Consider the following 23,347-nt stretch of genomic DNA (forward strand, 5'->3'; position numbering starts at 1 on the left):
TATTAAGTAATAACCGATTGCTCTGTTTTAGAATTTTGGCACGGATTGCAAATCCGCGCTATCGGGTTTAAATCTTCTGAAATAGCTACACCAACAGAAAACCAAGATCAAAAAATGATAGGTCACCCATTTTAAATAATTCTGCTTTAAAATTCTAACTATGGTACTATTAAAAGCATATCAATATTTTTTTTATAAATTATATAGGTTTTATGAAAGTTCTACTTATTCAAGATGGTGGAGTGATTGGAAAGCTTATATAACAATTTTAGCTTTAAGCATTTGGCTTTATTGTGCTATGGATACTTGTTATCATTACTTTTTTAATGTACCAATGGTTTCTTCTGATGACATAATAGATTTAGGAATGTTAATATTTGGTTTAATTGTTAGTGTTCTTAACTGGTATTTATTTGTATATCAAAATAAATGGAAAAACATTGTTGAAGAATTTGATAAATTATCAGATAAAGAAAACAGAATTGGTGGGACAATTGTTTGGATTATCATTATTTCTATAACTATTTTTTATTGGTTCTATTCAATTCCATTATTAGAGAAATTAAAATATAATAGTTGAATTAAATACTAAACCGATCTCGCGGAATTGGATTCCGTGCCCACAAAGAAATTAATTTCAAACAATAACCAATCAAGTTTTCAAAAATCTGTATCAAAATTACTTAAATAAAAAAGCACTTCTTTTCAACTCCATCTGAATTCATCGAAATTTTAATTCAACAAAAGTTAAATCTTCAGTTTGGCTTCCTTGTAATATCAGCGAAATCGATATAATACTGACTTTTTTTAAAAAATAGTATGCGCGCATATAAATATTCGAAATATATTTTATACTTTTACACTCAGAAAAAACTTTTTAAAAAATATATAATGAAAATATTAGTTTGCATCAGCCATGTGCCTGATACTACTTCAAAAATCAACTTCGTGAATGGCGATTCTGAATTTGACACCAACGGAGTTCAGTATGTTATCAATCCAAATGATGAATTCGGATTAACAAGAGCCATTTGGTTTCAAGAACAACAAGCAGCAAACGTAACGGTTGTGAATGTTGGCGGACCAGATACAGAACCAACTTTAAGAAAAGCATTAGCTATTGGAGCGAACGAAGCCATTCGTATAAACGCAACTCCAACTGATGGTTTCTTTGTTGCAAAACAATTAGCAGAAGTTGTAAAATCTGGTGGTTACGATTTAGTAATTTGCGGAAAAGAATCATTAGATTATAATGGTGGAATGGTTCCAGGAATGTTAGCAGGTTTACTAGGATATAACTTTGTAAATTCAGCTGTTGAAATGACCGTTGATGGAACTTCTGCAAAAGTAGGAAGAGAAATTGATGGTGGAAAAGAAATCGTTTCTGCATCGTTACCTTTAATTGTAGGTGGACAAAAAGGCTTGGTTGAAGAAAAAGACCTACGTATTCCAAATATGAGAGGAATTATGACAGCAAGAACTAAAGTTTTAACTGTACTTGAGCCAGTAGCAGCTGACAATAACACTAAAGCGGTGAAATTTGAAAAACCAGCAGCAAAATCGGCAGTAAAATTGTTTTCAGCTGACGATTTAGACGGATTAGTTAGCGCATTACACAACGAAGCAAAAGTTATTTAAGAATTAGGATTCTGGAATTGGGATTTAAAATCCTTAATCTAAACTCCTAACTCTCAAAATCCTTAATTAAAAAAATCCTTAATCCTAAATTATTATGTCAGTATTAATATATGCAGAATCAGCAGACGGAAAATTCAAGAAAGTAGCTTTCGAATTAGCGTCTTATGCAAAAAAAGTTGCCGAATCACTTGGCACAACGGTAACCGCTGTAACAGTTAACGCAGGAAATGTTTCTGAGTTATCTAAATATGGTGTAGATAAAGTTTTAAAAGTAACTAACGATAAGTTGGCTAACTTTAACGCAAAAGCTTACGCAGATGTAGTAAAACAAGCTGCACAAAAAGAAGGCGCAAAAGTAATTGTACTTTCTTCAACAACAGACAGTTTATACCTTGCTCCTCTTGTATCTGTTGGATTAGAAGCAGGTTTTGCTTCAAATGTTGTTGGATTACCACTTTCAACTTCACCATTTCAAGTTAAAAGAACCGCTTTTTCAAATAAAGCATTCAATATCACTGAAATTTCAACAGATGTAAAAGTACTTTCAATTAGCAAAAACTCTTTTGGTTTAGTTGAAACTGCTTCCTCTTTATCTGAAGAAGATTTTGCACCAACATTAAACGATGCCGATTTTTCAGTAAAAGTTGAATCTGTTGAGAAAACAACAGGAAAAGTAACTATTGCAGATGCTGATATCGTTGTTTCAGGTGGACGCGGAATGAAAGGTCCAGAAAATTGGGGAATGATTGAAGAATTAGCTTCTGTTCTTGGAGCTGCAACTGCATGTTCTAAACCAGTATCTGATATTGGATGGCGACCTCACAGTGAGCACGTTGGTCAAACAGGAAAGCCAGTTGCAAGTAATTTATATATTGCAGTAGGAATTTCTGGTGCAATTCAACATATCGCTGGAATCAACTCTTCTAAAGTGAAAGTGGTTATCAATACTGATGCAGAAGCGCCATTTTTCAAAGTAGCTGATTACGGAATTGTTGGTGATGCTTTAGACATTGTTCCAAGATTGACTCAAAAATTAAAAGAATTTAAAGCAAATAATAGCTAAAAATAAAACTAAATCAAACGTGATAAGCTATCTGAAATTATTTTTAGGTAGCTTATTTTTTTTGTTTAAAAAAGAGAAAGTTTTTTGTTACTTTGCAATCAATACAAATACAAAGTATTATTGTTTTCCAAATTTGATAAAATATAAAAATGAGTTTAGTAAAACTTACCATAAAAGGAATTTCGTATAGTCAAACCCAAAATGGAGCTTATGCCTTGATTTTAAACGAAGTTGATGGAGAAAGAAAACTACCAATCGTCATTGGAGCTTTTGAGGCACAATCCATCGCAATAGCTTTAGAAAAGGAAATCAAACCTCCAAGACCATTAACGCACGATTTATTTAAAAGTTTTGCAGACCGATTTGATATAGTAGTTAAACAAGTAATCATTCATAAACTAGTTGATGGTGTTTTCTATTCCAGTATCATTTGTGAAAGAGACAAAATTGAAGAGATTATTGACGCTAGAACTTCTGACGCTATTGCATTAGCATTGCGTTTTTCTGCGCCGATTTTTACCTATAAAAATATTCTTGATAAAGCCGGAATTTACTTGAATGCCAATCCATCAGAAAACGAAAATACAGAAGATGATGGCGCACTTTCAACTCCAGAAACTTTCGGAATTGAAAGCGATTCAAATACTGAAAATTCTTATGCAAAACTAAGTTTATCTGAACTTCATGAACTTTTAGAAAGCGCAGTTCAAGACGAAGATTACGAGAAAGCAGCAAGAATAAGAGATGAAATTTCAAAAAGAGAATCATAAAAAAGCAATTAGCTCTTAGCAATAAGCTAAAAGCTAAAAACTAAAAGCTGAAAAAATGAAACAATACCACGATTTAGTTAAACACGTTTTAGAAAACGGAACTCAAAAAGGTGACCGAACAGGCACAGGAACCAAAAGTGTTTTTGGCTATCAAATGCGTTTTGATTTAGCCGAAGGTTTTCCTATGGTTACTACTAAAAAGTTGCATCTAAAATCTATAGTTTACGAATTACTTTGGTTCTTGAAAGGCGATACCAATATAGGCTATTTAAAAGAAAATGGCGTAAAAATTTGGGACGAATGGGCTGATGAAAACGGCGATTTAGGTCCGGTTTATGGTCACCAATGGCGCAATTGGAATAGTGAAGAAATTGATCAAATCACCGAATTAATCGAGACATTAAAAACCAATCCAAACAGCAGAAGAATGTTAGTTTCGGCTTGGAATCCATCGGTTTTACCAGATACATCAAAATCATTTTCTGAAAATGTTGCCAATGGAAAAGCGGCTTTGCCTCCATGCCATGCCTTCTTTCAATTTTATGTTGCCGACGGAAAATTATCTTGTCAGTTGTACCAAAGAAGTGCCGATATTTTCTTGGGCGTTCCTTTCAATATTGCATCTTATGCGTTATTCACCATGATGATAGCACAAGTTTGTGATTTACAAGTTGGCGAATTCATTCACACTTTTGGCGACGCACATATTTACAACAATCATTTTGAACAAGTGGAATTGCAACTGTCTCGTGAACCAAAACAACTTCCAAAAATGATATTAAATCCTAATGTGAAAAATATTTTCGATTTTACATTTGAAGATTTTACTTTAGAAGGATATGACCCACATCCACATATTAAAGGTATTGTTGCTGTATAATTTATTTACAATGAAAAAAATTATTTTCTTCTTTTTGCTTTTTACAGAAGTTCTTTTTGCTCAAAAGTTAAATAATAAAATTGTTTATTTAGACTCCTTATTTATAGAAACTTCTCAGGATAGTCAAGTATATTATAGAATTGTTAAAGACTACCATCTAGAAAAGAAAGAATACTTATTTACTCAATACTACAATTCAGATAAGATTGAAAGTAAAGGCAACTCGCTAAATAAAGACCATTTTATGAAAAATGGAGAGATTAGCTCATTCTTTGAAAATGGAAATCAAAAATCAGTAATCAACTACGAAGAGGGCTATAAAATAGGAAGGTGTGAGTTTTGGTATGAAAATGGCATCAAGAAGTTAGAAGGTGAATACTTTCTGGTTGAAAATAAAGAAAAAAAAATTGAATCAATTCTTAAAATAAATAATTTTTGGGATTTAGAAAATAATCAAAAAGTCAGCAATGGCATTGGTAATTATATTGATGATGAAAATTTAATCAACGATTCGAAAAATAATTCAATTTCAAGTGGATCCATTCTAAATGGATTAAAACAAGGCACTTGGATTGGTTCAAATAAAAAGTATAAATACAGCTTTGAAGAATCTTATAATGAAGGAATTCTAATTTCTGGAATCAGCACTGATGAAAATGGTCAAAAATATAATTACAATGTTATTAATGTAAACCCTGAACCCAAGGGAGGAATTTCAGCTTTTTACAATTTTATAGCAAAAAATTATAATCAACCTGAAAATTTAAAAGTTAGTGGAAAAGTAATAACATCCTTTGTTGTTAACTCACAAGGCAAAATTACCAACATAAAAACAATTAGAAGTTTACAAACCGAAGCGGATGAAGAAGCCATCAGAGTCATAAAAAAACATAATGACTTTATTCCAGGTTTGTCGAGAGGAATTAAAGTTGATAATACATATACAATGCCTATATCACTCAAAGCATATTAAAAAAATCCGCTTAACTTTCGCTAAACGGATTTTTAAACAAACAAACTAAACCTATACTTCTAAAACGCTGTTTTCAGCATTTGCGAATTCATTCCAACGATAGCTATCTGCTTGTGGTTCGTTTATGTAAGAACCATCAACGATGTATTTAAATTCAAATGAATTATCTTTTGGTAAATCGAAAGCTGCTTTGAACGTTCCGTTTTTTAACTTAGATAATTCTCCTTCTGTTGGATTCCAATTATTGAAATCACCAACAACAGCAGCTGTATTTGCTTCTTTTGCTTCTAGAGAAAAAGTAACTTTACAAACTGGTTTTGTTTTTATAAATTGTTTCTTAATTGCCATAACCATTTCATTTATAGATTAATGCAGCAAAGTAAAGGAATAAAAACATCGATTTTACATCGAAATTAAGAATTGTTATTTTATCATTATTGCTCAAAAAAACAAGATACATTCTTAATTTTTAAGCAGTTAAATTTTGATATTAAAATAAGAAAACGTTTTCTTAATATATAATATCCATTTATCATTTTTATAATTTCAAAAATAATTGTATCTTTAAATTCAAATTTTCGACTTATGAATACAGAACAACACGAAATGTATGAATACGCACGAAGAAGAATTAAACAAAAAAAAGGTTTATATTTTCATTTTGTTTTATTTTTCACTGGAAGCATTTTTATATTTGCATTGAATAAATGGATGAATATCGGAGAACCAACAAATTGGTATATTTGGGTTATAACAACTTGGTTTTTCTTATTTATTTTGCATTTTATTAAAGTCTTCATAACAGATAGTTTCATGAACAAAAACTGGGAACGAGAACAAATTAATCGTTTGATGACCATGCAAGAAAAAAAAATAGAACAACTTAAAAACGAAGTTGAAAATAAAAAAATTGTTTAATGATAACTCTCATAGCAGCTGCGGCTGAAAATAATGCTTTAGGAAAAGACAATCAATTAGTTTGGCACCTACCTAACGATTTTAAACGTTTCAAACAAATAACTTCTGGCCATTACATCATTATGGGAAGAAAAACATTTGAAAGTTTTCCTAAACCATTACCCAACAGAACGCACATAATTATTACAAGACAAAAAAGCTACAAAGTTGAAGGCTGTTACGTTGTAAATTCAATAGAAAAAGCTATTGAAATTAGCCCAAAAGGCGCAGAAGTTTTTATAATTGGTGGCGCAGAAATCTACAACCAATCTATTGATTTTGCCGATAAAATTGAACTTACAAGAGTTCATGCTAGTTTTGATGCAGATGCTTATTTTCCTGAGATCAATCTCAATGAATGGAAATTAATTTTTGAAGAACATCACACCAAAGACGAAAAACATAATTTTGACTTTACCTTTCAAACTTTTGTAAAAAAGTAATCGCTTTATTAAGATACTTTTAGATTTTGTTTTTGATGTTTTGACTTTTATTATTTGTACTTTTGCACCCTAAAAAGCGCTTAAAATGTCAAAAAATATTACTCCATATAAAGATTCTACTTTAGGAAAAAAAGAACAAGTTACTCAAATGTTCGATAACATTTCAGAAAATTATGATGGTCTAAACCGTGTAATTTCTTTTGGAATTGATGTGAAATGGCGTAAGAAAGTTTTAGACCTTGTAAGTGCTAAAAATCCTGAAAACATTTTAGATATCGCCACAGGAACTGGTGATTTAGCAATATTAATGACCAAAACTAAAGCCAAAAAAATTATTGGATTAGACATTTCTGCTGGAATGCTTGAAGTAGGAAAAAAGAAAATTGCGGAAAAAAAATTAGAGCATATCATTGACATGGTAATAGGCGATTCTGAAAACATGCCTTTTCCAGACAATCACTTTGATGCAATAACAGTTTCATTTGGAATTAGAAATTTTGAAACACTTGAAAAAGGGCTTTCAGAAATCTTGAGAGTACTGAAACCACAAGGGATTTTTGTTATTTTAGAAACTTCTGTTCCAGAAAAAACACTTTTCAAACAAGGATATAATTTTTATAGTAAAAATATTTTACCTATCATTGGAAAACTTTTCTCGAAAGACAATGTTGCGTACGGATATTTATCTGAATCTGCCTCTGTTTTTCCTTATGGTGAGAAGTTAAACAATATTTTGAGAAAAATTGGGTTTATAGATGTTGAAGCAAAGCCACAAACATTTGGAGTTGCAACCATTTACAAAGCAACAAAAAAATAAAAATAGGTACGTTTGATTAAGTTCAAGCCAAATTAAAATGAAGAAACTACTTTATATTATACTATTATTACTTAGCATTACGACGTACTCGCAATCTAAAGGAATTTTTTCTAAAAACCCAATTTTGAATTTAGAAAACTTCGACAAACAGCGAGTTCATTGGGGTTATTTTTTAGGATTTAATATCTATGATTTTAAAATTGATTATTTAGATACACCAGATGTTGATATTGCCGTAAAGAGAAATACTGGTTTTAATGTTGGTTTAGTAGGAAACCTTAGACTTCATGAATATATTGATTTGAGATTTGAACCAGGTCTTTATTATTCGCAAAGAAATCTAACTTACTCTGGTTTTACCAAAAAGCTTGATGCCGAGAGAGAAGTAAGATCAACCTATATTGATTTTCCTTTATTAGTGAAATTTTCTTCATTAAGAACTGGAAATATTAGACCTTATCTTGTAGGTGGAGTTTCTGCAACATTAAACCTTGCAAGTAATTCTAAATCTATAGATGATAATTATCAACAGCGTTTTAGAGTAAAACCTTGGACACAAAACTATCAAATTGGGTTTGGAGTTGATTTATATCTAGAATATTTCAAATTCTCTCCTTCTATTAGAGGTGTTTTTGGCTTGAATGACGAGCTAATTCGTGATAACAACCCTAATAGTCCTTGGACAGGAAATATCAAATCTATGCAGTCTCGTGGTATTTTTGTAAATTTCACTTTCCACTAAGAATTTCTTTTAAACTCACTTAAGAAAATGGCTGTTGCTGTTGCTACATTCAAACTTTCTGTTTGTTGTAAATCACCAAATCTAGGAATAGCCAATTTATCGGAAACTAATTTTTCTATTTTTTCTGAAATTCCGTTGGCTTCATTGCCTAAAACTAAAATTCCTTCTTGAGGTAAATTTTCTTTGTAAACATTTTTTCCATCCATAAAAGTTCCAAAAATTGGTGTACTTGCTCTTTTTAGATATTTCTCTAAATCCAAATAAGCTACAGAAACTCTAGAAATCGAACCCATTGTTGCCTGAACTACTTTTGGATTGTAAACATCAACTGTTTGCTCACTACAAACCATTTGATCAATACCATACCAGTCACACAATCTAACAATTGTACCTAAATTTCCAGGGTCTCTAATATCGTCTAAAGCAACTATTAAACCCTTGTCGTTTCTTGGCTTTTGTTCTGGAATTTGAAATAATGCCAAACAATTATTAGGCGTTGATAAACAAGATATCCTTTTCAAATCTTGATCGGAAATTTGTGTTTTTTTATCAGAACTTATTGTTTCAAAAATATTCTGAGTTACATACAAATGTTCTAGCACGAAATTTGATTGTAAGAGTTCTTGGATTACCTTTACACCTTCAGCAATAAACAATTGATGAATTTGTCTGAATTTTTTTTGTTGTAAACTCGTAATTAGCTTTATTTGGTTTTTACTAACCATAAAAAAATGTACTTTTGAATTAAATTTTCCAACCCATTGAAAAAACACGTTACAAAAATATCATTATTTATTTTAATCGGACTCATAATTGTCTCTTGTAATGTCACAAAAAAAGTGCCTGCTGGAAAACGACTTCTTGTTAAAAACGAAATAACTGTTGATAATAAAGAGACCAAGCAAGAAGATGTGTTTATTCAATTGTATCAAAAACCCAATAGTTCCATTCTTGGGTATCGTCTACGTCTGAATTTATTCAATCTCGCAAAGAAAAACGCCGACACTTCTTATGCAAAATGGTTGGCAAAAAAACCTAATCGAAGAAAAAATTTAGCAAAATTACTATCTGAAAAACAAGTTGATCGTCTTGGAAAATCATTTCTAGTTTCTGGATTTAGCAATTTCTTGATGAAAACTGGTGAAGCTCCAGTGGTTTTTGATACAATTAGTACAAAAAAATCACTTAGAAGATTAGAATCTTTCTATTACAACAAAGGTTATTTTGATGTAAAAGCAAACTATACAAGAGACACGAGCGTTTCCAAAAAAATTGGAATTAAATATAATGTTGATTTAAAAAAACCTTACATAATTGATTCTCTAAAAACCTTAATTGAAACTCCAGCACTAGATTCGTTATATCAAACAAGAAAAAACAATTCGATTATTAAATCAAATGTACAATACAATACAGAAGATTTTAATAATGAAAGAAATAGAATCACAACCCATTTTAGAAATAACGGTGCGTTCCTTTTTCAACAAAATTACATTACTTACAAGTTAGACACTATTGACACTAACAAAAAAGCAAATGTAAAATTACTTATAAAAGATTATTCTTACAGAGAAGATGATTCTTCTAAAACCGCTCCTTTTAAATTATATAAAATAAGTAAAGTTGCCATTTATACTGACCACACAACCAACAAAAACGATATAAAAATAAAAGATAGTCTAGAATACAAAGACTTTTTCTTGTACAGCGAAAACAAATTAAAATACCGTCCAAAAGCAATTACAGATGCTGTTTTCATTACCAAAGGAAGTCTGTATTCTGATAATTCTAATGTGCTTACCACTCGTTATTTGAGTAATCTAAAAGTATTTAACTATCCAACTATTCAATATAAAGTTGACCCAAAAGATGAAAATGCTTTGATTGCAAATATTTTCTTAACACCTAGAAAGAAATATACTTTTGGTGCTTCGGTAGATTTTACACATTCTAATATACAAGATTTTGGTATTTCAGGTAACACTTCTATGGGAATTAGAAACGTATTTAACGGAGCTGAAACTTTTGAAATTGGATTTAGAGGAAACGTTGGTGCATCAAGAGATAATGCCAATCCAAACAATACTTTTTTCAACATATCAGAAATCGGTATTGATGCCAAGTTGAACTTTCCTAGAATTTTCTTCCCATTTAATACAGAAAAAATTATCGCAAAAAGCATGATTCCATCTACTTCTATTAGTGTTGGTTTTGCAAAACAAAGAAACATCGGATTGGACAAGCAAAACTTTACAAGTGCTTTTTCTTACAATTGGACACCAACAAGAAGTACAGCGTTCCGATTTGATATATTAAACATTCAATTTGTTAAAAATGTAAACATTGGAAATTATTTCAATATTTATCAATCTTCTTATAATGTTTTGAATCTTTTAGCAAATAATTATTCGACTAATCCAGACTATTTTGATAATAACAAATTGATTATTGGATCAGGAACAGATGGTTTTGTAAACGATGCTTTATTTGGTACTTTATCAAGTTCAATTGCCGCAAGTGATTTAAAAACCATTAGAAGTATTGAAGAAAGACGAAAAAGATTAACCGAAAATAACTTGATTTTTGCAGCGAATTTAAGCTACTCTAAAACCACTAGTAAAGGTCTAAACGACAATAGTTTCTATTCGTATAAAACTAAAATTGAATCTGCAGGAAATCTACTCTCAATCTTAGCTAGAGCCTCTAAACAACTTGAAAATCAATCTGGCGCCAACACTTTCTTTGAAGTAGAATATTCTCAATACATAAAAGGTGAATTTGAATTTATTAAACATTGGAATTTTGGTACAAAAAAAGTTATTGCTATGAGGAGTTTTGCTGGAATAGCTGTTCCTTACGGAAATTCGAATAGCATTCCTTTTTCTCGAAGTTATTTTTCTGGAGGATCTAACGATAATCGTTCTTGGCAACCCTACAGTTTAGGCCCTGGAAGCAGTGGCGCTATAAACGACTTTAATGAAGCCAACATGAAACTAGCTTTTAGTGCGGAACTTCGATATAACCTTTTTGGAAAATTCAATAGTGCGATTTTTACTGATATCGGAAATATTTGGAATGTTTTTGATAATGTAACTGATGAAGCAAATAAATTCAAAGGATTAGAATCAATGAAAGAACTTGCAGTAGGAACTGGAGTAGGTTTACGATACGACCAAGGCCTTTTTGTAGTGCGATTTGACCTCGGATTTAAAACCTATAATCCTTCAAAAATTGAAAACGAAAGATGGTTTAGAGAATTGAATTTTTCTAAATCAGTATTAAATATTGGAATAAATTATCCTTTCTAATTTTAGAAATTCTTACTTTTGTAAACTTAACTAAAAAACATAACTACAAGATGTCACACAATATCAAACCCGGAGTTGCCACTGGAGATGAAGTTCAAGCAATTTTTGCTTATGCAAAAGAGAAAGGATTTGCGCTTCCTGCTGTAAACGTAACTGGTTCAAGTACCATCAATGGTGTTTTAGAAACAGCAGCCAAATTAAATGCACCTGTTATCATTCAGTTTTCTAATGGTGGAGCACAATTTAACGCTGGAAAAGGACTTTCAAATGCTGGCGAAAAATCGGCTATTGCTGGTGGGATTGCTGGAGCAAAACACATTCATACTTTAGCAGAAGCTTATGGCGCAACTGTTATTCTTCATACTGATCATTGTGCAAAAAAACTATTACCTTGGATTGATGGTTTATTAGATGCTTCTGAAAAACATTTTGCAGAAACAGGAAAACCTTTATATTCTTCTCACATGATTGACTTGTCTGAAGAACCAATTGAAGAAAATATCGAAATCTGTAAAACTTATTTAGCTCGTATGAGTAAAATGGGAATGACTTTAGAAATTGAATTAGGAATTACTGGTGGTGAAGAAGATGGTGTTGATAATTCTGATGTTGATAGTTCTAAATTATACACACAACCATCAGAAGTTGCTTATGCTTATGAAGAACTTTTAAAAGTTAGTCCAAGATTTACAATAGCAGCTTCTTTCGGAAACGTTCACGGTGTTTACAAACCAGGAAATGTGAAATTAACTCCAAAAATCTTGAAAAACTCTCAAGAATACGTTCAAAACAAATTCAATACTGGTTCAAATCCAGTTGATTTTGTATTCCACGGAGGTTCAGGTTCTACATTAGAAGAAATTAGAGAAGCAATTGGTTATGGCGTTATCAAAATGAATATAGATACTGACTTACAATTTGCTTTCACTGAAGGAATTCGTGATTATATGGTAAACAATATTGAGTATTTAAAAACTCAAATCGGTAATCCAGAAGGTGCTGATTCACCAAATAAAAAACATTATGACCCAAGAAAATGGGTTCGTGAAGGAGAAGTTACTTTCAACAAAAGATTAGAGCAAGCATTTGCTGATTTAAACAACGTAAACACTTTGTAAGAACGAAGTACGAAATACGAAGTACGAATTAAAAAGACGATGTACGAAGTTAAAAATAATTGAATTATAAAACAGTTAGAATTATAAAGTATGAAGGAAACTTCTAACTTCCAACTTCTAACTTCTAACTTACTATTATGGCTTGGTTTAAAAGAAAAGAAAAAGGAATTACTACCGCAACTGAGGACAAAAAAGATGTTCCTAAAGGATTGTGGTACAAATCGCCAACAGGAAAAATTATTGATACTGACGAATTAGCAAGAAATCTTTGGGTAAGTCCAGAAGACGATTTTCATGTTAGAATTGGAAGTAAAGAATATTTCGAAATTTTGTTCGATAACAACGAATTTAAAGAATTGGATGCAAAAATGACATCTAAAGATCCTTTAAACTTTACAGATACTAAAAAATATTCTGACCGATTGAAAGACGTTATGGACAAAACCAAATTGAAAGATGCGGTTAGAACAGGCGTTGGAAAATCTAAAGGTAAAGATTTGGTAGTTTGTTGTATGGATTTTGCCTTTATTGGTGGATCAATGGGAGCTGTTGTTGGAGAGAAAATTGCTCGTGGAATTGATTATTCTATCAAACATAACGTGCCTTTTTTAATGATTTCTAAATCGGGTGGTGCTCGTATGATGGAAGCGGCTTTTTCATTAATGCAATTAGCTAAAACCTCAGCAAAATTAGCCCAATTAGCCGATGCAAAAATTCCTTACATTTCATTATGTACAGACCCAACTACTGGAGGAACTACAGCATCTTATGCTATGTTAGGTGATATTAATATTGCAGAACCTGGAGCATTAATAGCCTTTGCCGGACCAAGAGTAGTGCGTGATACGACAGGTAAAGATTTACCAGAAGGTTTTCAAACATCAGAATTTTTGTTAGAACACGGTTTCTTGGATTTTATCACTCCAAGAAAAGAACTAAAAGACAAAATCAATTTATACATCGATTTAATTTTAAATCAAGAAATTAGATAGATTTTAAAAGATATTTATAAACAAAAAAACACAAAGTGATTGCTTTGTGTTTTTTTATATCTTTATTTTAACCTTCGTACTTCTAACTTCTACCTTCGTACTTCCAAGTTACATTCCACTTCGAATGGCTTCAACTGGATCAAGTTTAGAAGCTGAGATGGCTGGTAAAATTCCAGCAATTAGTCCTATTATTATGGCTAATCCTGAGCCTAACATAATGTTACTTAAACTCAACACAAACTCAAAGTCGAGTAATTTTGTTAAGGTAATTGCAATAATCCAGACTAGAAAAATTCCTATTAATCCGCCAATTAAACACAAGATTACGGCTTCAAATAAAAACTGAAATAAGATAAACCTATTTTTAGCACCAAGTGATTTTTGAATTCCGATTAAGTTGGTTCGTTCTTTTACAGAAACAAACATAATGTTGGCAACACCAAAACCTCCAACCAAAAGTGAAAATCCTGCAATAACCCATCCTCCAAGATTCATAAAACCAATTACACCATCAATTAAATCGGTAAATCCTGAAAAAACGTTCACAAAAAAGTTATCAATTTCACCAGTTTTTACGCCACGAAACGTACGTAATTTTTGTTTTAAATCGGCTTTGAAGGCTTCCATATCGATGCCTTTCTCAGGTTTAATAACAATTACAGGAGTCATCGAACCGTTGTTATCTCCATACATTCTTCTAATAAAATTCACAGGAATAAATGCCGAAGTATCATCGTCACCAAACATTCCAGCGCCTTGTTTTTTCAATACGCCAATCACAGTAAAACACTGTCCATAAAGTCTGATTTCCTTTCCGATGGGATCAATATTTTCAAAAAGACTGTTTGCTAACTCGTGTCCAATTACCGTTACAGCCGCACCAGAATTCGATTCCGATTCGTTATAAAATCGTCCATCGGTAAACTCTAAACCTTGAATATCAATAAACTCATAAGAAACTGGAACCACATTTACATTACTAACCGATTTCTCTTCATATTTTACGGTTTCCCAACTCAAGAAAATCTGAAAAGCTAATTCTTGAGCGTCTGGAAGTGATGTTTTAAGATATTCATATTCGGTATAAGTAACATTCGGAAATTGATCTCTCTTCCATCTCGGAACTTCTGATGGACCAAAACTGCCATTGAATAAATAAATAGTATTTTTATCTAAACTGCTTAACTCCTTTTTGATTTTTTGATCTAAAGAATCTACTGCTGCTAAAACCGCAATGATTGAAAATATTCCAATCGTTACTCCAAGCAGCGAAAGAAGTGTACGCAACTTATTGTTTCGCAAGGCATTCATTGCAAAACTGAAACTTTCACTCAATAATCGAAGGTAAACAAGCATATCGGTTTTATTTTCTAGGTCAAATTTAAGATATTAGTAAATAGAATGATGGAATTGTTACAGAAAATAAAGTGAAATTATAAGTTGTCATACTATTTTTGAAAAATCAACTAATAACTATCATTTTATAAACCTAAAAAACATCCAATTTTGTTAAAATATTCTACAAAAAACTAAAATAAAATCCGATAAAAAAAACTACTTTTGCGTGCTTAACAACACAACACAATGAGCACTACAAAAACAATTCAATCTGCTCTTATTTCGGTATTTGATAAAACGGGATTAGAGCCTATTGTGAAACAACTTCACAAACAAAACGCAACCATTTATTCTACTGGAGGAACCGAAGAATTTATTAAAAATCTTGGTATTCCTGTAGTTCCTGTAGAAGATATTACTGCCTTTCCAGAGATTCTTGGTGGAAGAGTAAAAACATTACATCCTAAAATTTTTGGTGGTATTTTAAACCGTCAAGACAATCCAACCGATGTGGAGCAAATGAAACAGTTTGAGATTCCGCAAATCGACTTGGTTATTGTTGATTTATATCCGTTTGAAAAAACAGTTGCTTCTGGTGCAAATGAAACCGATGTTATCGAAAAAATCGACATTGGTGGCATCTCCTTAATCCGTGCTGCAGCAAAAAACTTTAAAGACACCGTAATTGTTCCCTCAGTTGCAGAATACGAATTGTTCCTAGGAATGATAACTGAAGGAAATGGAGCTACAACTTTAGAACAAAGAAAATACTTGGCTACAAGAGCATTTCATGTTTCATCCAATTATGACAATGCTATTTTTAATTATTTTAATACAGAAGACACGTATTACAAGGAAAGTATTGCTAATGGTCAAGTGTTGCGTTATGGAGAAAATCCACACCAAAAAGGATTCTTCTTTGGCGATTTTGATGCGATGTTCACCAAATTGCACGGAAAAGAATTATCGTACAACAACTTGCTAGATGTTGATGCTGCTGTAAATTTGATTGAAGAATTTAAAAACAACGAACCAACATTTGCCATTCTAAAACACAATAACGCGTGCGGATTAGCAACAAGACCAACAATGAAAGAAGCTTATCTTGCAGCTTTGGCTTGTGATCCAACTTCTGCTTTTGGAGGCGTTTTGATGGCAAACGGTCACATTGATACAGCCACAGCCACAGAAATCAATTCTTTATTTTGTGAAGTAGTAATTGCACCAAGTTATGATGACGAAGCGTTAAATATTCTACAAGAAAAAAAGAACCGAATTGTATTGACAATAAATGATGTACCTTTACCTCAACGTCAAGTAAGAACTTGTTTAAACGGATTGTTGGTACAAGATAAAAACAACATCACAGATACTAAACAAGACATAAAAAACGTTACTATAACAACACCAACAGATCAAGAAGTAGAAGATTTATTGTTTGCTTCCAAAATTTGTAAAAACACCAAGTCAAACACTATTGTTTTTGCTAAAAATAACACTTTAATTGCTTCTGGAACTGGACAAACCTCTCGTGTAGATGCTTTAAAACAAGCCATTGAAAAAGCAAACACGTTTGGATTTGATTTACATGGAGCTGTAATGGCAAGCGATGCTTTCTTTCCGTTTCCTGATTGTGTAGAGATTGCAAATCATGCTGGAATTACGGCTGTTATTCAACCTGGTGGTTCTATTAAAGACGAATTAAGCATCAATTATTGTAACGAAAATAAAGTTGCAATGGTATTTACAGGAACACGTCATTTTAAACATTAATTTTATTATTTTTGTAGGCTGATAAAAATTTAACAAACTAAACACCCTTTTTTGAATATGGGATTTTTTGATTTCATGACCGAGGATATAGCAATTGACCTTGGTACCGCTAATACACTAATCATTCACAACGACAAAGTTGTTATTGATAGTCCTTCTATTGTTGCAAGAGATAGAATCACTGGAAAAATCATCGCTGTTGGTAAAGAAGCCAACATGATGCAAGGTAAAACCCATGAAAACATAAAAACCATTCGACCATTAAAAGACGGAGTTATTGCCGATTTTGATGCATCAGAAAAGATGATTAGTATGTTCATCAAAAGCATTCCTGCTTTAAAGAAAAAAATGTTTACTCCTGCTTTACGTATGGTAGTTTGTATTCCTTCTGGAATTACAGAGGTAGAAATGCGTGCCGTAAAAGAATCGTGTGAGCGTGTAAACGGAAAAGAAGTTTACTTAATTCATGAGCCAATGGCTGCAGCAATCGGTATTGGAATCGATATCATGCAACCAAAAGGAAACATGATTGTTGATATTGGTGGTGGAACAACAGAAATTGCTGTAATTGCTCTTGGTGGAATTGTTTGCGACAAATCGGTAAAAATTGCTGGTGACGTTTTTACAAATGATATTATCTACTACATGAGAACGCAACACAATTTATTTGTTGGAGAAACTACTGCAGAGAAAATCAAAATCCAAATCGGTGCCGCTACAGACACTTTAGATTCTCCACCAGATGACATGTCAGTTCAAGGTAGAGATTTACTTACAGGCAAACCAAAACAAGTAGAAGTTTCTTTTAGAGAAATTGCTAAAGCACTAGACAAATCAATACAACGTATTGAAGATGCTGTGATGGAAACTTTATCACAAACTCCGCCAGAATTAGCTGCCGATATTTATAATACTGGTATTTATTTAGCTGGTGGTGGTTCTATGTTGAGAGGATTAGATAAACGTATTTCTCTTAAAACAGATTTACCAGTTTACATCGCTGAAGATCCTTTAAAAGCAGTTGTTAGAGGAACTGGTATGGCATTAAAAAACATACCTAAATTTAGAAGCATTCTTATAAAATAGTATTTAATTACAAATACTAAAAACTAAATACGGATCACTGAATACTTAAAAGATGCAGCAAATATTTAATTTTATATTTAAAAACAGCTATCGTATGCTGTTTTTGCTGCTTATGATAATAGCTGTTTCTTTAACCATTCAATCCCATTCCTATCACAAAAGTAAAGTCATTAGTTCTGCTAATTTCTTCACTGGAGGTGTTTATGAAATGACAAGCAATGTGGAAGGTTATTTCAATTTAAAAGTACAAAACGAAGAACTTGCCAAAGAAAATGCACGTTTGAAAGGATTACTTTTTAACATTAAGGATTCTACTAAAGTCCCAAATTTAGATTCTATCAAAGGTGTTAAAAAAACTGACATCATTATTTCGAAAGTTATCAAAAATTCCTACAGTAATCAGGTTAACTTCTTGACGCTTAACTCTGGTTTCAAACAAGGTGTAAAACCAGAAATGGGTGTAATCAATAGTTTAGGAATTGTAGGAGTTGTAGAAAATACCTCAGCAAATTATAGTACAGTATTGAGTATTTTAAATACTGAATCTCCTTTAAATGCTAAAGTTAAAAAATCTAATCATATTGGTTCATTAACTTGGAATGGTAAAAATACTGGTTTCGTTCAACTAACAGACGTTCCAAGATTGGCAACTGTTAGAAAAGGTGATACTATTGTTACTGGAGCGCAATCTACTATCTTTCCAGAAAATATAGGAATTGGAACAATTGAAAAAATTTACATCGACAATGAAACTAATTTGTACATGATAGACGTAAGACTCTTCAATGATATGACAAGTTTAGGTCACGTATACATCATCAGAAATAAAGATAGAGAAGAAATTATTAACTTAGAAAAGAAGACACAAAAAAATGAATAGTGCTATGTTATTTAATATGGCTCGTTTTATTTTACTGCTTGCGGTACAAGTTGTTATTTTCAATAATTTCAATTTCTTAGGTTATATCAATCCGTTTCCTTACATCCTTTTTATTATTCTTTATCCAGTTAATGGAAATAAATATGCTTTGTTATTATCAAGTTTTTTTCTTGGTATTACAATGGATTTATTTTGTAATTCTGGAGGTGTTCATGCTGCAGCCTGTTTACTTTTAGCATTTGTAAGACCCTCTATATTTAAATTTTCATTTGGTTTAAGTTATGAATATCAAACTGTTAGACTAAACGACACTTTAACACCAGAGCGTTTTTCATTTATCCTATTAGCAGTAATAATACATCATTTAACACTTTTTGTTCTTGAAGTTTTCACTTTTGAATACCTTTGGGATATTGTTCTTAGAACTATTATTAGCACCATTTTTACTATTATAATTTGTATCTTAATTATTTACTTAATCAAGCCAAGTAAACGATGAGAAAAGCATTATTACCTTCTGTAGTAATTATAGCAGCATCTTTGTTGTTGCTCCGAATTTTTTATTTGCAAGTTATAGACGACTCTTTCAAACTAAAGTCGGAGAATAACGCCATTAAAATCAAATATGATTATCCTGAAAGAGGTTATGTATATGATAGAAATGGAAAATTATTAATTGCCAATCAACCATCCTATGATATTATGGTTGTGCCAAAAGATGTAAAAAACATAGATACTTTAGAGTTTTGTTCACTACTTGATATTAGCAAAGAATTTTTTATCAAAAAAATTAATAAAGCTAAAGTCTATAGTCCAATGCTTCCATCTGTTTTTTTACCTCAATTAAACAAATTGGAATATGCGGCTTTTCAAGAAAAAATTAGAAAATTCGGCGGCTTTTATATTCAAAAACGTTCATTAAGAGATTATCAAGTTGATTATGGCGCCAATGTATTTGGTTTTATTACACAAGTAAATGAAAATATCGTTAAAAAAAATCCATACTACATTGGAGGTGATTTAATTGGAAGACAAGGAATTGAAGAAAGTTATGAAGAATTTCTTAGAGGACAGAAAGGTGTAAAATATATTTTAAGAGATAAATTTAATAGAGAAATTGGTTCCTATAAAGAAGGAAAATACGATACCATCTCCAAACAAGGAAGTGATTTAACTTTAACTATTGATGGAGAACTTCAAAAATATGGTGAAGAATTAATGATTAATAAATGGGGTGGAATTGTTGCTATTGAACCTAAAACTGGTGAAATTTTAGCTTTAGTTAGTGCTCCAAGTTTCAATCCTGCTTTATTAGTAGGTAGACAACGTTCTAAAAATTACACTTTGCTTCACAATGACTCAATTGCAAAACCATTATACGATAGAGGCTTACTTGCCGAATATACTCCTGGATCGCCTTTCAAAATTCTAACTGGATTAATTGCCTTACAAGAAGGAGTTGTCACTGATAGTACACGATTTTCATGTCATCGAGGTTTTAGTTATGCAAGAGGTCGTTTTATGAAATGTCACTGTTCTGGTGGTGCTGTTCAGCTTCATAGAGGAATTTATCAATCATGTAATACATATTTCTCTAACTGTTATATCAAATTAATTAACAAATACAAAGACCATAGTTATGCTGTTGACAAATGGGCAGACCATTTAAAAAGTTTTGGCTTAGGCGCTTTTATGGGTTATGATTTACCTATTGGTAAAAAAGGAAATATACCAACTTCTAAAACCTACAATAGAGTTTATAATGGTTGGAATTGGGATGGTAAAACTATCGTTTCAAATGCAATTGGACAAGGAGAAGTATTGATGACTCCTATTCAACTTGCTAATTTTATGGCAACAATTGCTAATAGAGGCTATTTTTATACTCCACATATTGTCAAGAGAATAAAAGGAAATATTATTGACAAAAAATTCAGAACCAAACATATTACTACTATTGATAGAAAATATTTTGACCCAATAATCACTGGCATGAATGCTGTTTATGGACCTGGCGGAACAGCATCAGGACTTGGAGTAACAGGTATTGAAATTTGCGGAAAAACTGGAACCGCTGAAAATTATCTGAAAGTTAATGGTAAACGTGTAAAACTTCAAGATCACTCCATTTTTGTTGCATTTGCTCCAAGAGACAATCCAAAAATTGCAATTGCAGTATTTGTTGAAAATGGGTATTGGGGTAAACGTTGGGCTGGACCAATTACAACTTTGATGATTGAAAAATATTTAAACAAAAAAATTACTAAAGTTGATTTCGAAAAAAGAATGTTAACCGGAAGTTTGAAAGCACAATACGACAAATTATACCCAAGAAAACATCAGGATAGTATTTCATTAATTAATAACAGAATTAAAGATAGTTTATCAAAAATTAAAAGAACAAGAGATTCAATAAATGGTGTTTTGAAAAAAGAAATTAAAATTGATACTTTACAAAATCCTTAGTTAAAGTTAGAAATGAGAAATCAAAGTGTAACCAACAATATCGACTGGATAAGCATAGTCATTTACATTGCATTAGTAGTAATGGGATGGCTAAATATCTATTCTTCATCATTGTCTACAGTTTCTGAAGATGCCTCTATTTTTGATTTTACTCAAATTTATGGCAAACAATTTCTTTTCATTGCCTTTTCCATTCCTATCATTTTCATCGTTTTATCGGTTGAAGCCAAGTTTTATGAAAAGTACTCTATAATTATTTTTGCCGTAGCACTTTTATCATTAATAGGATTATTCCTTTTCGGAAAAACTATTGCTGGTCAACGTTGTTGGTACGCCATAGGAAGTTTCACATTACAACCCTCAGAATTTACAAAGGCAGCGACTTCACTAGCTTTAGCTAAATATTTAAGTGATGTTCAAGTTAACTTAAAAGATGTTAATAGGCAAATTCAAGTTTTAATTATCATTTTTCTTCCTGTGATGTTAATTTTACCTCAACCCGATCCAGGAAGTGCCTTAATTTATAGTGTATTCTTTATAGTTCTTTACAGAGAAGGTTTGCCTGGTTGGTATTTACTAACTGGTTTCATAGCAATAATTTTATTTGTATTAACCTTAGCAACAAACAATCCTTATATAGTAATCGGAATTACAACATTAGTATTAATTATAAACTATTTTAGAAGTCGATTAGTTGATAGAAATATCATTGCAAGTGCTATTCTTTTAATTATTATAACAGCTTTTTCTTTTTCTGTGAATTTTGTTTTTAACAATGTATTTAAACAACATCACAGAGATCGTTTCAATATTTTACTTGGTAAAGAAGTTGATATGAAAGGCGTAGGATATAATACTAATCAATCTGAAATTGCTATTGGTTCTGGAGGATTATTTGGAAAAGGATATCTTGAAGGAACACAAACCAAAGGTGGTTTTGTACCAGAACAACATACCGATTATATTTTTACAACTGTTGGTGAAGAATGGGGTTTCTTGGGTTCTATCTTCGTTGTTGGATTATTTGTTGGATTGATTTTAAGAATAATATATTTGGCAGAACGGCAAAAAACAAAGTTTAGTCGAGTCTATGGTTATTGTGTAGCCGGAATTCTCTTTATTCACTTTTTTGTAAATATAGCAATGGTTGTGGGTGTTTTTCCAACAATTGGTGTTCCGTTACCTTTCTTTTCATATGGAGGTTCTGGACTTTGGGGTTTCACGATATTATTATTTATTTTCTTAAAAATGGATGCCAATAAAGTAAATGAATGGTAGTTTAATTAAAACTCCAAGATTTGTAATCGCTACTTTTTTCCAAACTATTCTCAATTTTATCATTCAAACTCGGATAGAAATCAATTCCGGTCATTTTTTCTATTTCATCAACCGTAACAACAAACTCGTAAAGCGGCTTATTACTATCAACGGCTGGAACTAAAAAACCAATCATTTTATATTCACCTCTTGAAGTGTCTAATAAAACTTTGTAAAAATATTCTGGCACTGCAACATCTTCTTCTCCAATAGTTTTTAAATTACCGTTTAAAACTCCTCCAGTAACAACATAAATTCCATCATACTTAACTGCCCAATAACGAACTTTTTGCTCTAAAGTATTCCAAATTCCATCATTGAAATTATGCTTTTGAGGCGAAATATTTGATGTTAAAAAAGTTTCATCATAAGATTCTTTAGAAAATTTCATATCACCTGCTGGGCATAAATGACCTTTATCATAACCCGAACGTTTGTAATTTCTCCAATCTGCAGAACCAGTTTTGACCTTTTCATCTTCAATAAAAAAAGGTCTATCATAATCATGGTATGCTTTAATCCCTTTTAATTCATAGGCTACCCATTCTGCTTGCTCATATTCTTCACAATAAGATAATGTATAATATTTATGCACAACTATATGATTGGTAGTTGAAGAAGGTAAAAAATCAAAATTCTCACTATCGTTTTCAATTAAATTTTTATTCTTTACAATAGAATCTGTTGAAATTTCTTGTTCCAAGTTAAGATCAACCTCTTTTCTACAAGAACTAATTATTATAGAAAACATTAGACAAAAAAGAATTTTTTTAAGATAATTATTTC

The 23,347-nt window shown here is 31.4% G+C and carries 23 protein-coding genes; 19 read left to right on the forward strand and 4 right to left on the reverse strand.

What is annotated here, in order from left to right; all coding sequences use genetic code 11:
- Positions 1-160: 160 nt before the first annotated feature.
- The 6 genes from ABD771_RS03170 (at position 161) to ABD771_RS03195 (ending at position 5,324) form a co-directional block, all read left to right on the forward strand.
- Positions 161-580, forward strand: coding sequence for a hypothetical protein (locus tag ABD771_RS03170; RefSeq protein ID WP_345090548.1), 420 nt, complete (start codon positions 161-163; stop codon positions 578-580).
- Between the two features lie 311 nt (positions 581-891).
- Entirely contained in the window at positions 892-1,638 is a 747-nt protein-coding gene (locus ABD771_RS03175; RefSeq protein ID WP_345090551.1) for an electron transfer flavoprotein subunit beta/FixA family protein, read from the forward strand.
- Between the two features lie 94 nt (positions 1,639-1,732).
- Positions 1,733-2,701, forward strand: a complete 969-nt coding sequence (locus ABD771_RS03180) for an electron transfer flavoprotein subunit alpha/FixB family protein (RefSeq protein ID WP_345090554.1) — start codon at positions 1,733-1,735, stop codon at positions 2,699-2,701.
- A gap of 149 nt (positions 2,702-2,850) precedes the next feature.
- Positions 2,851-3,471, forward strand: coding sequence for a bifunctional nuclease family protein (locus ABD771_RS03185; protein ID WP_345090557.1), 621 nt, complete (start codon positions 2,851-2,853; stop codon positions 3,469-3,471).
- A gap of 55 nt (positions 3,472-3,526) precedes the next feature.
- The gene (locus ABD771_RS03190) at positions 3,527-4,351 is read left to right on the forward strand and encodes a thymidylate synthase (RefSeq protein WP_345090560.1); all 825 of its coding nucleotides are present in this window, start codon (positions 3,527-3,529) and stop codon (positions 4,349-4,351) included.
- A 10-nt stretch (positions 4,352-4,361) separates the two neighbouring features.
- Positions 4,362-5,324, forward strand: coding sequence for a TonB family protein (locus ABD771_RS03195; protein WP_345090563.1), 963 nt, complete (start codon positions 4,362-4,364; stop codon positions 5,322-5,324).
- 51 nt (positions 5,325-5,375) lie between these two features.
- Here the strand turns inward: ABD771_RS03195 and ABD771_RS03200 are convergent, their stop codons facing one another.
- Positions 5,376-5,672, reverse strand: coding sequence for an isoamylase early set domain-containing protein (locus ABD771_RS03200; protein WP_345090566.1), 297 nt, complete (start codon positions 5,670-5,672; stop codon positions 5,376-5,378).
- A 237-nt stretch (positions 5,673-5,909) separates the two neighbouring features.
- Here ABD771_RS03200 and ABD771_RS03205 point away from each other — a divergent pair, with 237 nt between their 5' ends.
- The 4 genes from ABD771_RS03205 (at position 5,910) to porT (ending at position 8,283) form a co-directional block, all read left to right on the forward strand.
- Positions 5,910-6,242 carry a 2TM domain-containing protein gene (locus tag ABD771_RS03205; protein WP_345090569.1) on the forward strand — a complete coding sequence of 111 codons (333 nt, stop codon included), beginning with the start codon at positions 5,910-5,912 and terminating at the stop codon, positions 6,240-6,242.
- On the forward strand, positions 6,242-6,724 hold the full coding sequence (locus ABD771_RS03210; protein ID WP_345090572.1) for a dihydrofolate reductase: 483 nt from the start codon (positions 6,242-6,244) through the stop codon (positions 6,722-6,724). Before ABD771_RS03205 ends, ABD771_RS03210 begins: the two co-directional genes overlap by 1 nt.
- Positions 6,725-6,809: 85 nt before the next feature.
- Positions 6,810-7,541 (forward strand): bifunctional demethylmenaquinone methyltransferase/2-methoxy-6-polyprenyl-1,4-benzoquinol methylase UbiE, encoded by a 732-nt coding sequence (ubiE, locus tag ABD771_RS03215; protein ID WP_345090575.1) that lies wholly within the window; start codon positions 6,810-6,812, stop codon positions 7,539-7,541.
- A gap of 37 nt (positions 7,542-7,578) precedes the next feature.
- Positions 7,579-8,283 (forward strand): type IX secretion/gliding motility protein PorT/SprT, encoded by a 705-nt coding sequence (gene porT, locus ABD771_RS03220; RefSeq protein WP_345090578.1) that lies wholly within the window; start codon positions 7,579-7,581, stop codon positions 8,281-8,283.
- Here porT and ABD771_RS03225 read toward each other — a convergent pair.
- Positions 8,280-9,008 carry a TrmH family RNA methyltransferase gene (locus ABD771_RS03225; RefSeq protein WP_345090581.1) on the reverse strand — a complete coding sequence of 243 codons (729 nt, stop codon included), beginning with the start codon at positions 9,006-9,008 and terminating at the stop codon, positions 8,280-8,282. The two genes, porT and ABD771_RS03225, sit on opposite strands and share 4 nt — an antisense overlap.
- A gap of 36 nt (positions 9,009-9,044) precedes the next feature.
- Here ABD771_RS03225 and tamL point away from each other — a divergent pair, with 36 nt between their 5' ends.
- From tamL to accD, 3 genes are all read left to right on the forward strand, one after another.
- Positions 9,045-11,591, forward strand: a complete 2,547-nt coding sequence (tamL, locus tag ABD771_RS03230; protein ID WP_345090584.1) for a translocation and assembly module lipoprotein TamL — start codon at positions 9,045-9,047, stop codon at positions 11,589-11,591.
- Positions 11,592-11,641: 50 nt separating this feature from the next.
- On the forward strand, positions 11,642-12,709 hold the full coding sequence (fbaA, locus tag ABD771_RS03235; protein ID WP_345090588.1) for a class II fructose-bisphosphate aldolase: 1,068 nt from the start codon (positions 11,642-11,644) through the stop codon (positions 12,707-12,709).
- A gap of 137 nt (positions 12,710-12,846) precedes the next feature.
- On the forward strand, positions 12,847-13,701 hold the full coding sequence (accD, locus tag ABD771_RS03240) for an acetyl-CoA carboxylase, carboxyltransferase subunit beta (RefSeq protein ID WP_345090591.1): 855 nt from the start codon (positions 12,847-12,849) through the stop codon (positions 13,699-13,701).
- 108 nt (positions 13,702-13,809) lie between these two features.
- Here the strand turns inward: accD and ABD771_RS03245 are convergent, their stop codons facing one another.
- Entirely contained in the window at positions 13,810-15,057 is a 1,248-nt protein-coding gene (locus ABD771_RS03245) for an ABC transporter permease (protein WP_345090594.1), read from the reverse strand.
- Between the two features lie 228 nt (positions 15,058-15,285).
- Between ABD771_RS03245 and purH the strand changes: the two genes are divergently transcribed.
- The 6 genes from purH to rodA are packed head-to-tail and all read left to right on the forward strand — an operon-like array spanning position 15,286 to position 22,522.
- Positions 15,286-16,812: a bifunctional phosphoribosylaminoimidazolecarboxamide formyltransferase/IMP cyclohydrolase gene (gene purH, locus ABD771_RS03250; protein ID WP_345090597.1), complete on the forward strand. Its 1,527-nt coding sequence runs from the start codon at positions 15,286-15,288 to the stop codon at positions 16,810-16,812.
- 57 nt (positions 16,813-16,869) lie between these two features.
- A complete protein-coding gene (locus tag ABD771_RS03255; protein WP_298302974.1) occupies positions 16,870-17,898 on the forward strand; it encodes a rod shape-determining protein in 1,029 nt (342 codons plus the stop codon).
- A 52-nt stretch (positions 17,899-17,950) separates the two neighbouring features.
- On the forward strand, positions 17,951-18,778 hold the full coding sequence (gene mreC, locus ABD771_RS03260) for a rod shape-determining protein MreC (protein ID WP_345090600.1): 828 nt from the start codon (positions 17,951-17,953) through the stop codon (positions 18,776-18,778).
- The gene (locus ABD771_RS03265) at positions 18,771-19,277 is read left to right on the forward strand and encodes a rod shape-determining protein MreD (RefSeq protein ID WP_298302980.1); all 507 of its coding nucleotides are present in this window, start codon (positions 18,771-18,773) and stop codon (positions 19,275-19,277) included. Before mreC ends, ABD771_RS03265 begins: the two co-directional genes overlap by 8 nt.
- Positions 19,274-21,244 carry a penicillin-binding protein 2 gene (gene mrdA / locus ABD771_RS03270; protein WP_345090604.1) on the forward strand — a complete coding sequence of 657 codons (1,971 nt, stop codon included), beginning with the start codon at positions 19,274-19,276 and terminating at the stop codon, positions 21,242-21,244. Before ABD771_RS03265 ends, mrdA begins: the two co-directional genes overlap by 4 nt.
- 12 nt (positions 21,245-21,256) lie before the next feature.
- Positions 21,257-22,522, forward strand: coding sequence for a rod shape-determining protein RodA (rodA, locus tag ABD771_RS03275; protein ID WP_345090607.1), 1,266 nt, complete (start codon positions 21,257-21,259; stop codon positions 22,520-22,522).
- A 1-nt stretch (position 22,523) separates the two neighbouring features.
- Here rodA and ABD771_RS03280 read toward each other — a convergent pair whose 3' ends face one another.
- Positions 22,524-23,312, reverse strand: a complete 789-nt coding sequence (locus ABD771_RS03280) for a DNA/RNA non-specific endonuclease (protein ID WP_345090611.1) — start codon at positions 23,310-23,312, stop codon at positions 22,524-22,526.
- Positions 23,313-23,347: the final 35 nt, after the last annotated feature.

Source organism: Flavobacterium chungnamense, assembly GCF_039539165.1.
GTDB lineage: Bacteria > Bacteroidota > Bacteroidia > Flavobacteriales > Flavobacteriaceae > Flavobacterium > Flavobacterium chungnamense.

What these genes read in the sequence shown, in the direction of transcription:
- ABD771_RS03170 (WP_345090548.1), top strand. Translation starts at nt 161, where the DNA reads ATGGTACTATTAAAAGCATATCAATATTTTTTTTATAAATTATATAGG.
- ABD771_RS03175 (WP_345090551.1), top strand. Translation starts at nt 892, where the DNA reads ATGAAAATATTAGTTTGCATCAGCCATGTGCCTGATACTACTTCAAAA.
- ABD771_RS03180 (WP_345090554.1), top strand. Translation starts at nt 1,733, where the DNA reads ATGTCAGTATTAATATATGCAGAATCAGCAGACGGAAAATTCAAGAAA.
- ABD771_RS03185 (WP_345090557.1), top strand. Translation starts at nt 2,851, where the DNA reads ATGAGTTTAGTAAAACTTACCATAAAAGGAATTTCGTATAGTCAAACC.
- ABD771_RS03190 (WP_345090560.1), top strand. Translation starts at nt 3,527, where the DNA reads ATGAAACAATACCACGATTTAGTTAAACACGTTTTAGAAAACGGAACT.
- ABD771_RS03195 (WP_345090563.1), top strand. Translation starts at nt 4,362, where the DNA reads ATGAAAAAAATTATTTTCTTCTTTTTGCTTTTTACAGAAGTTCTTTTT.
- ABD771_RS03200 (WP_345090566.1), bottom strand. Translation starts at nt 5,672, where the DNA reads ATGGCAATTAAGAAACAATTTATAAAAACAAAACCAGTTTGTAAAGTT.
- ABD771_RS03205 (WP_345090569.1), top strand. Translation starts at nt 5,910, where the DNA reads ATGAATACAGAACAACACGAAATGTATGAATACGCACGAAGAAGAATT.
- ABD771_RS03210 (WP_345090572.1), top strand. Translation starts at nt 6,242, where the DNA reads ATGATAACTCTCATAGCAGCTGCGGCTGAAAATAATGCTTTAGGAAAA.
- ubiE (WP_345090575.1), top strand. Translation starts at nt 6,810, where the DNA reads ATGTCAAAAAATATTACTCCATATAAAGATTCTACTTTAGGAAAAAAA.
- porT (WP_345090578.1), top strand. Translation starts at nt 7,579, where the DNA reads ATGAAGAAACTACTTTATATTATACTATTATTACTTAGCATTACGACG.
- ABD771_RS03225 (WP_345090581.1), bottom strand. Translation starts at nt 9,008, where the DNA reads ATGGTTAGTAAAAACCAAATAAAGCTAATTACGAGTTTACAACAAAAA.
- fbaA (WP_345090588.1), top strand. Translation starts at nt 11,642, where the DNA reads ATGTCACACAATATCAAACCCGGAGTTGCCACTGGAGATGAAGTTCAA.
- accD (WP_345090591.1), top strand. Translation starts at nt 12,847, where the DNA reads ATGGCTTGGTTTAAAAGAAAAGAAAAAGGAATTACTACCGCAACTGAG.
- ABD771_RS03245 (WP_345090594.1), bottom strand. Translation starts at nt 15,057, where the DNA reads ATGCTTGTTTACCTTCGATTATTGAGTGAAAGTTTCAGTTTTGCAATG.
- purH (WP_345090597.1), top strand. Translation starts at nt 15,286, where the DNA reads ATGAGCACTACAAAAACAATTCAATCTGCTCTTATTTCGGTATTTGAT.
- ABD771_RS03255 (WP_298302974.1), top strand. Translation starts at nt 16,870, where the DNA reads ATGGGATTTTTTGATTTCATGACCGAGGATATAGCAATTGACCTTGGT.
- mreC (WP_345090600.1), top strand. Translation starts at nt 17,951, where the DNA reads ATGCAGCAAATATTTAATTTTATATTTAAAAACAGCTATCGTATGCTG.
- ABD771_RS03265 (WP_298302980.1), top strand. Translation starts at nt 18,771, where the DNA reads ATGAATAGTGCTATGTTATTTAATATGGCTCGTTTTATTTTACTGCTT.
- mrdA (WP_345090604.1), top strand. Translation starts at nt 19,274, where the DNA reads ATGAGAAAAGCATTATTACCTTCTGTAGTAATTATAGCAGCATCTTTG.
- rodA (WP_345090607.1), top strand. Translation starts at nt 21,257, where the DNA reads ATGAGAAATCAAAGTGTAACCAACAATATCGACTGGATAAGCATAGTC.
- ABD771_RS03280 (WP_345090611.1), bottom strand. Translation starts at nt 23,312, where the DNA reads ATGTTTTCTATAATAATTAGTTCTTGTAGAAAAGAGGTTGATCTTAAC.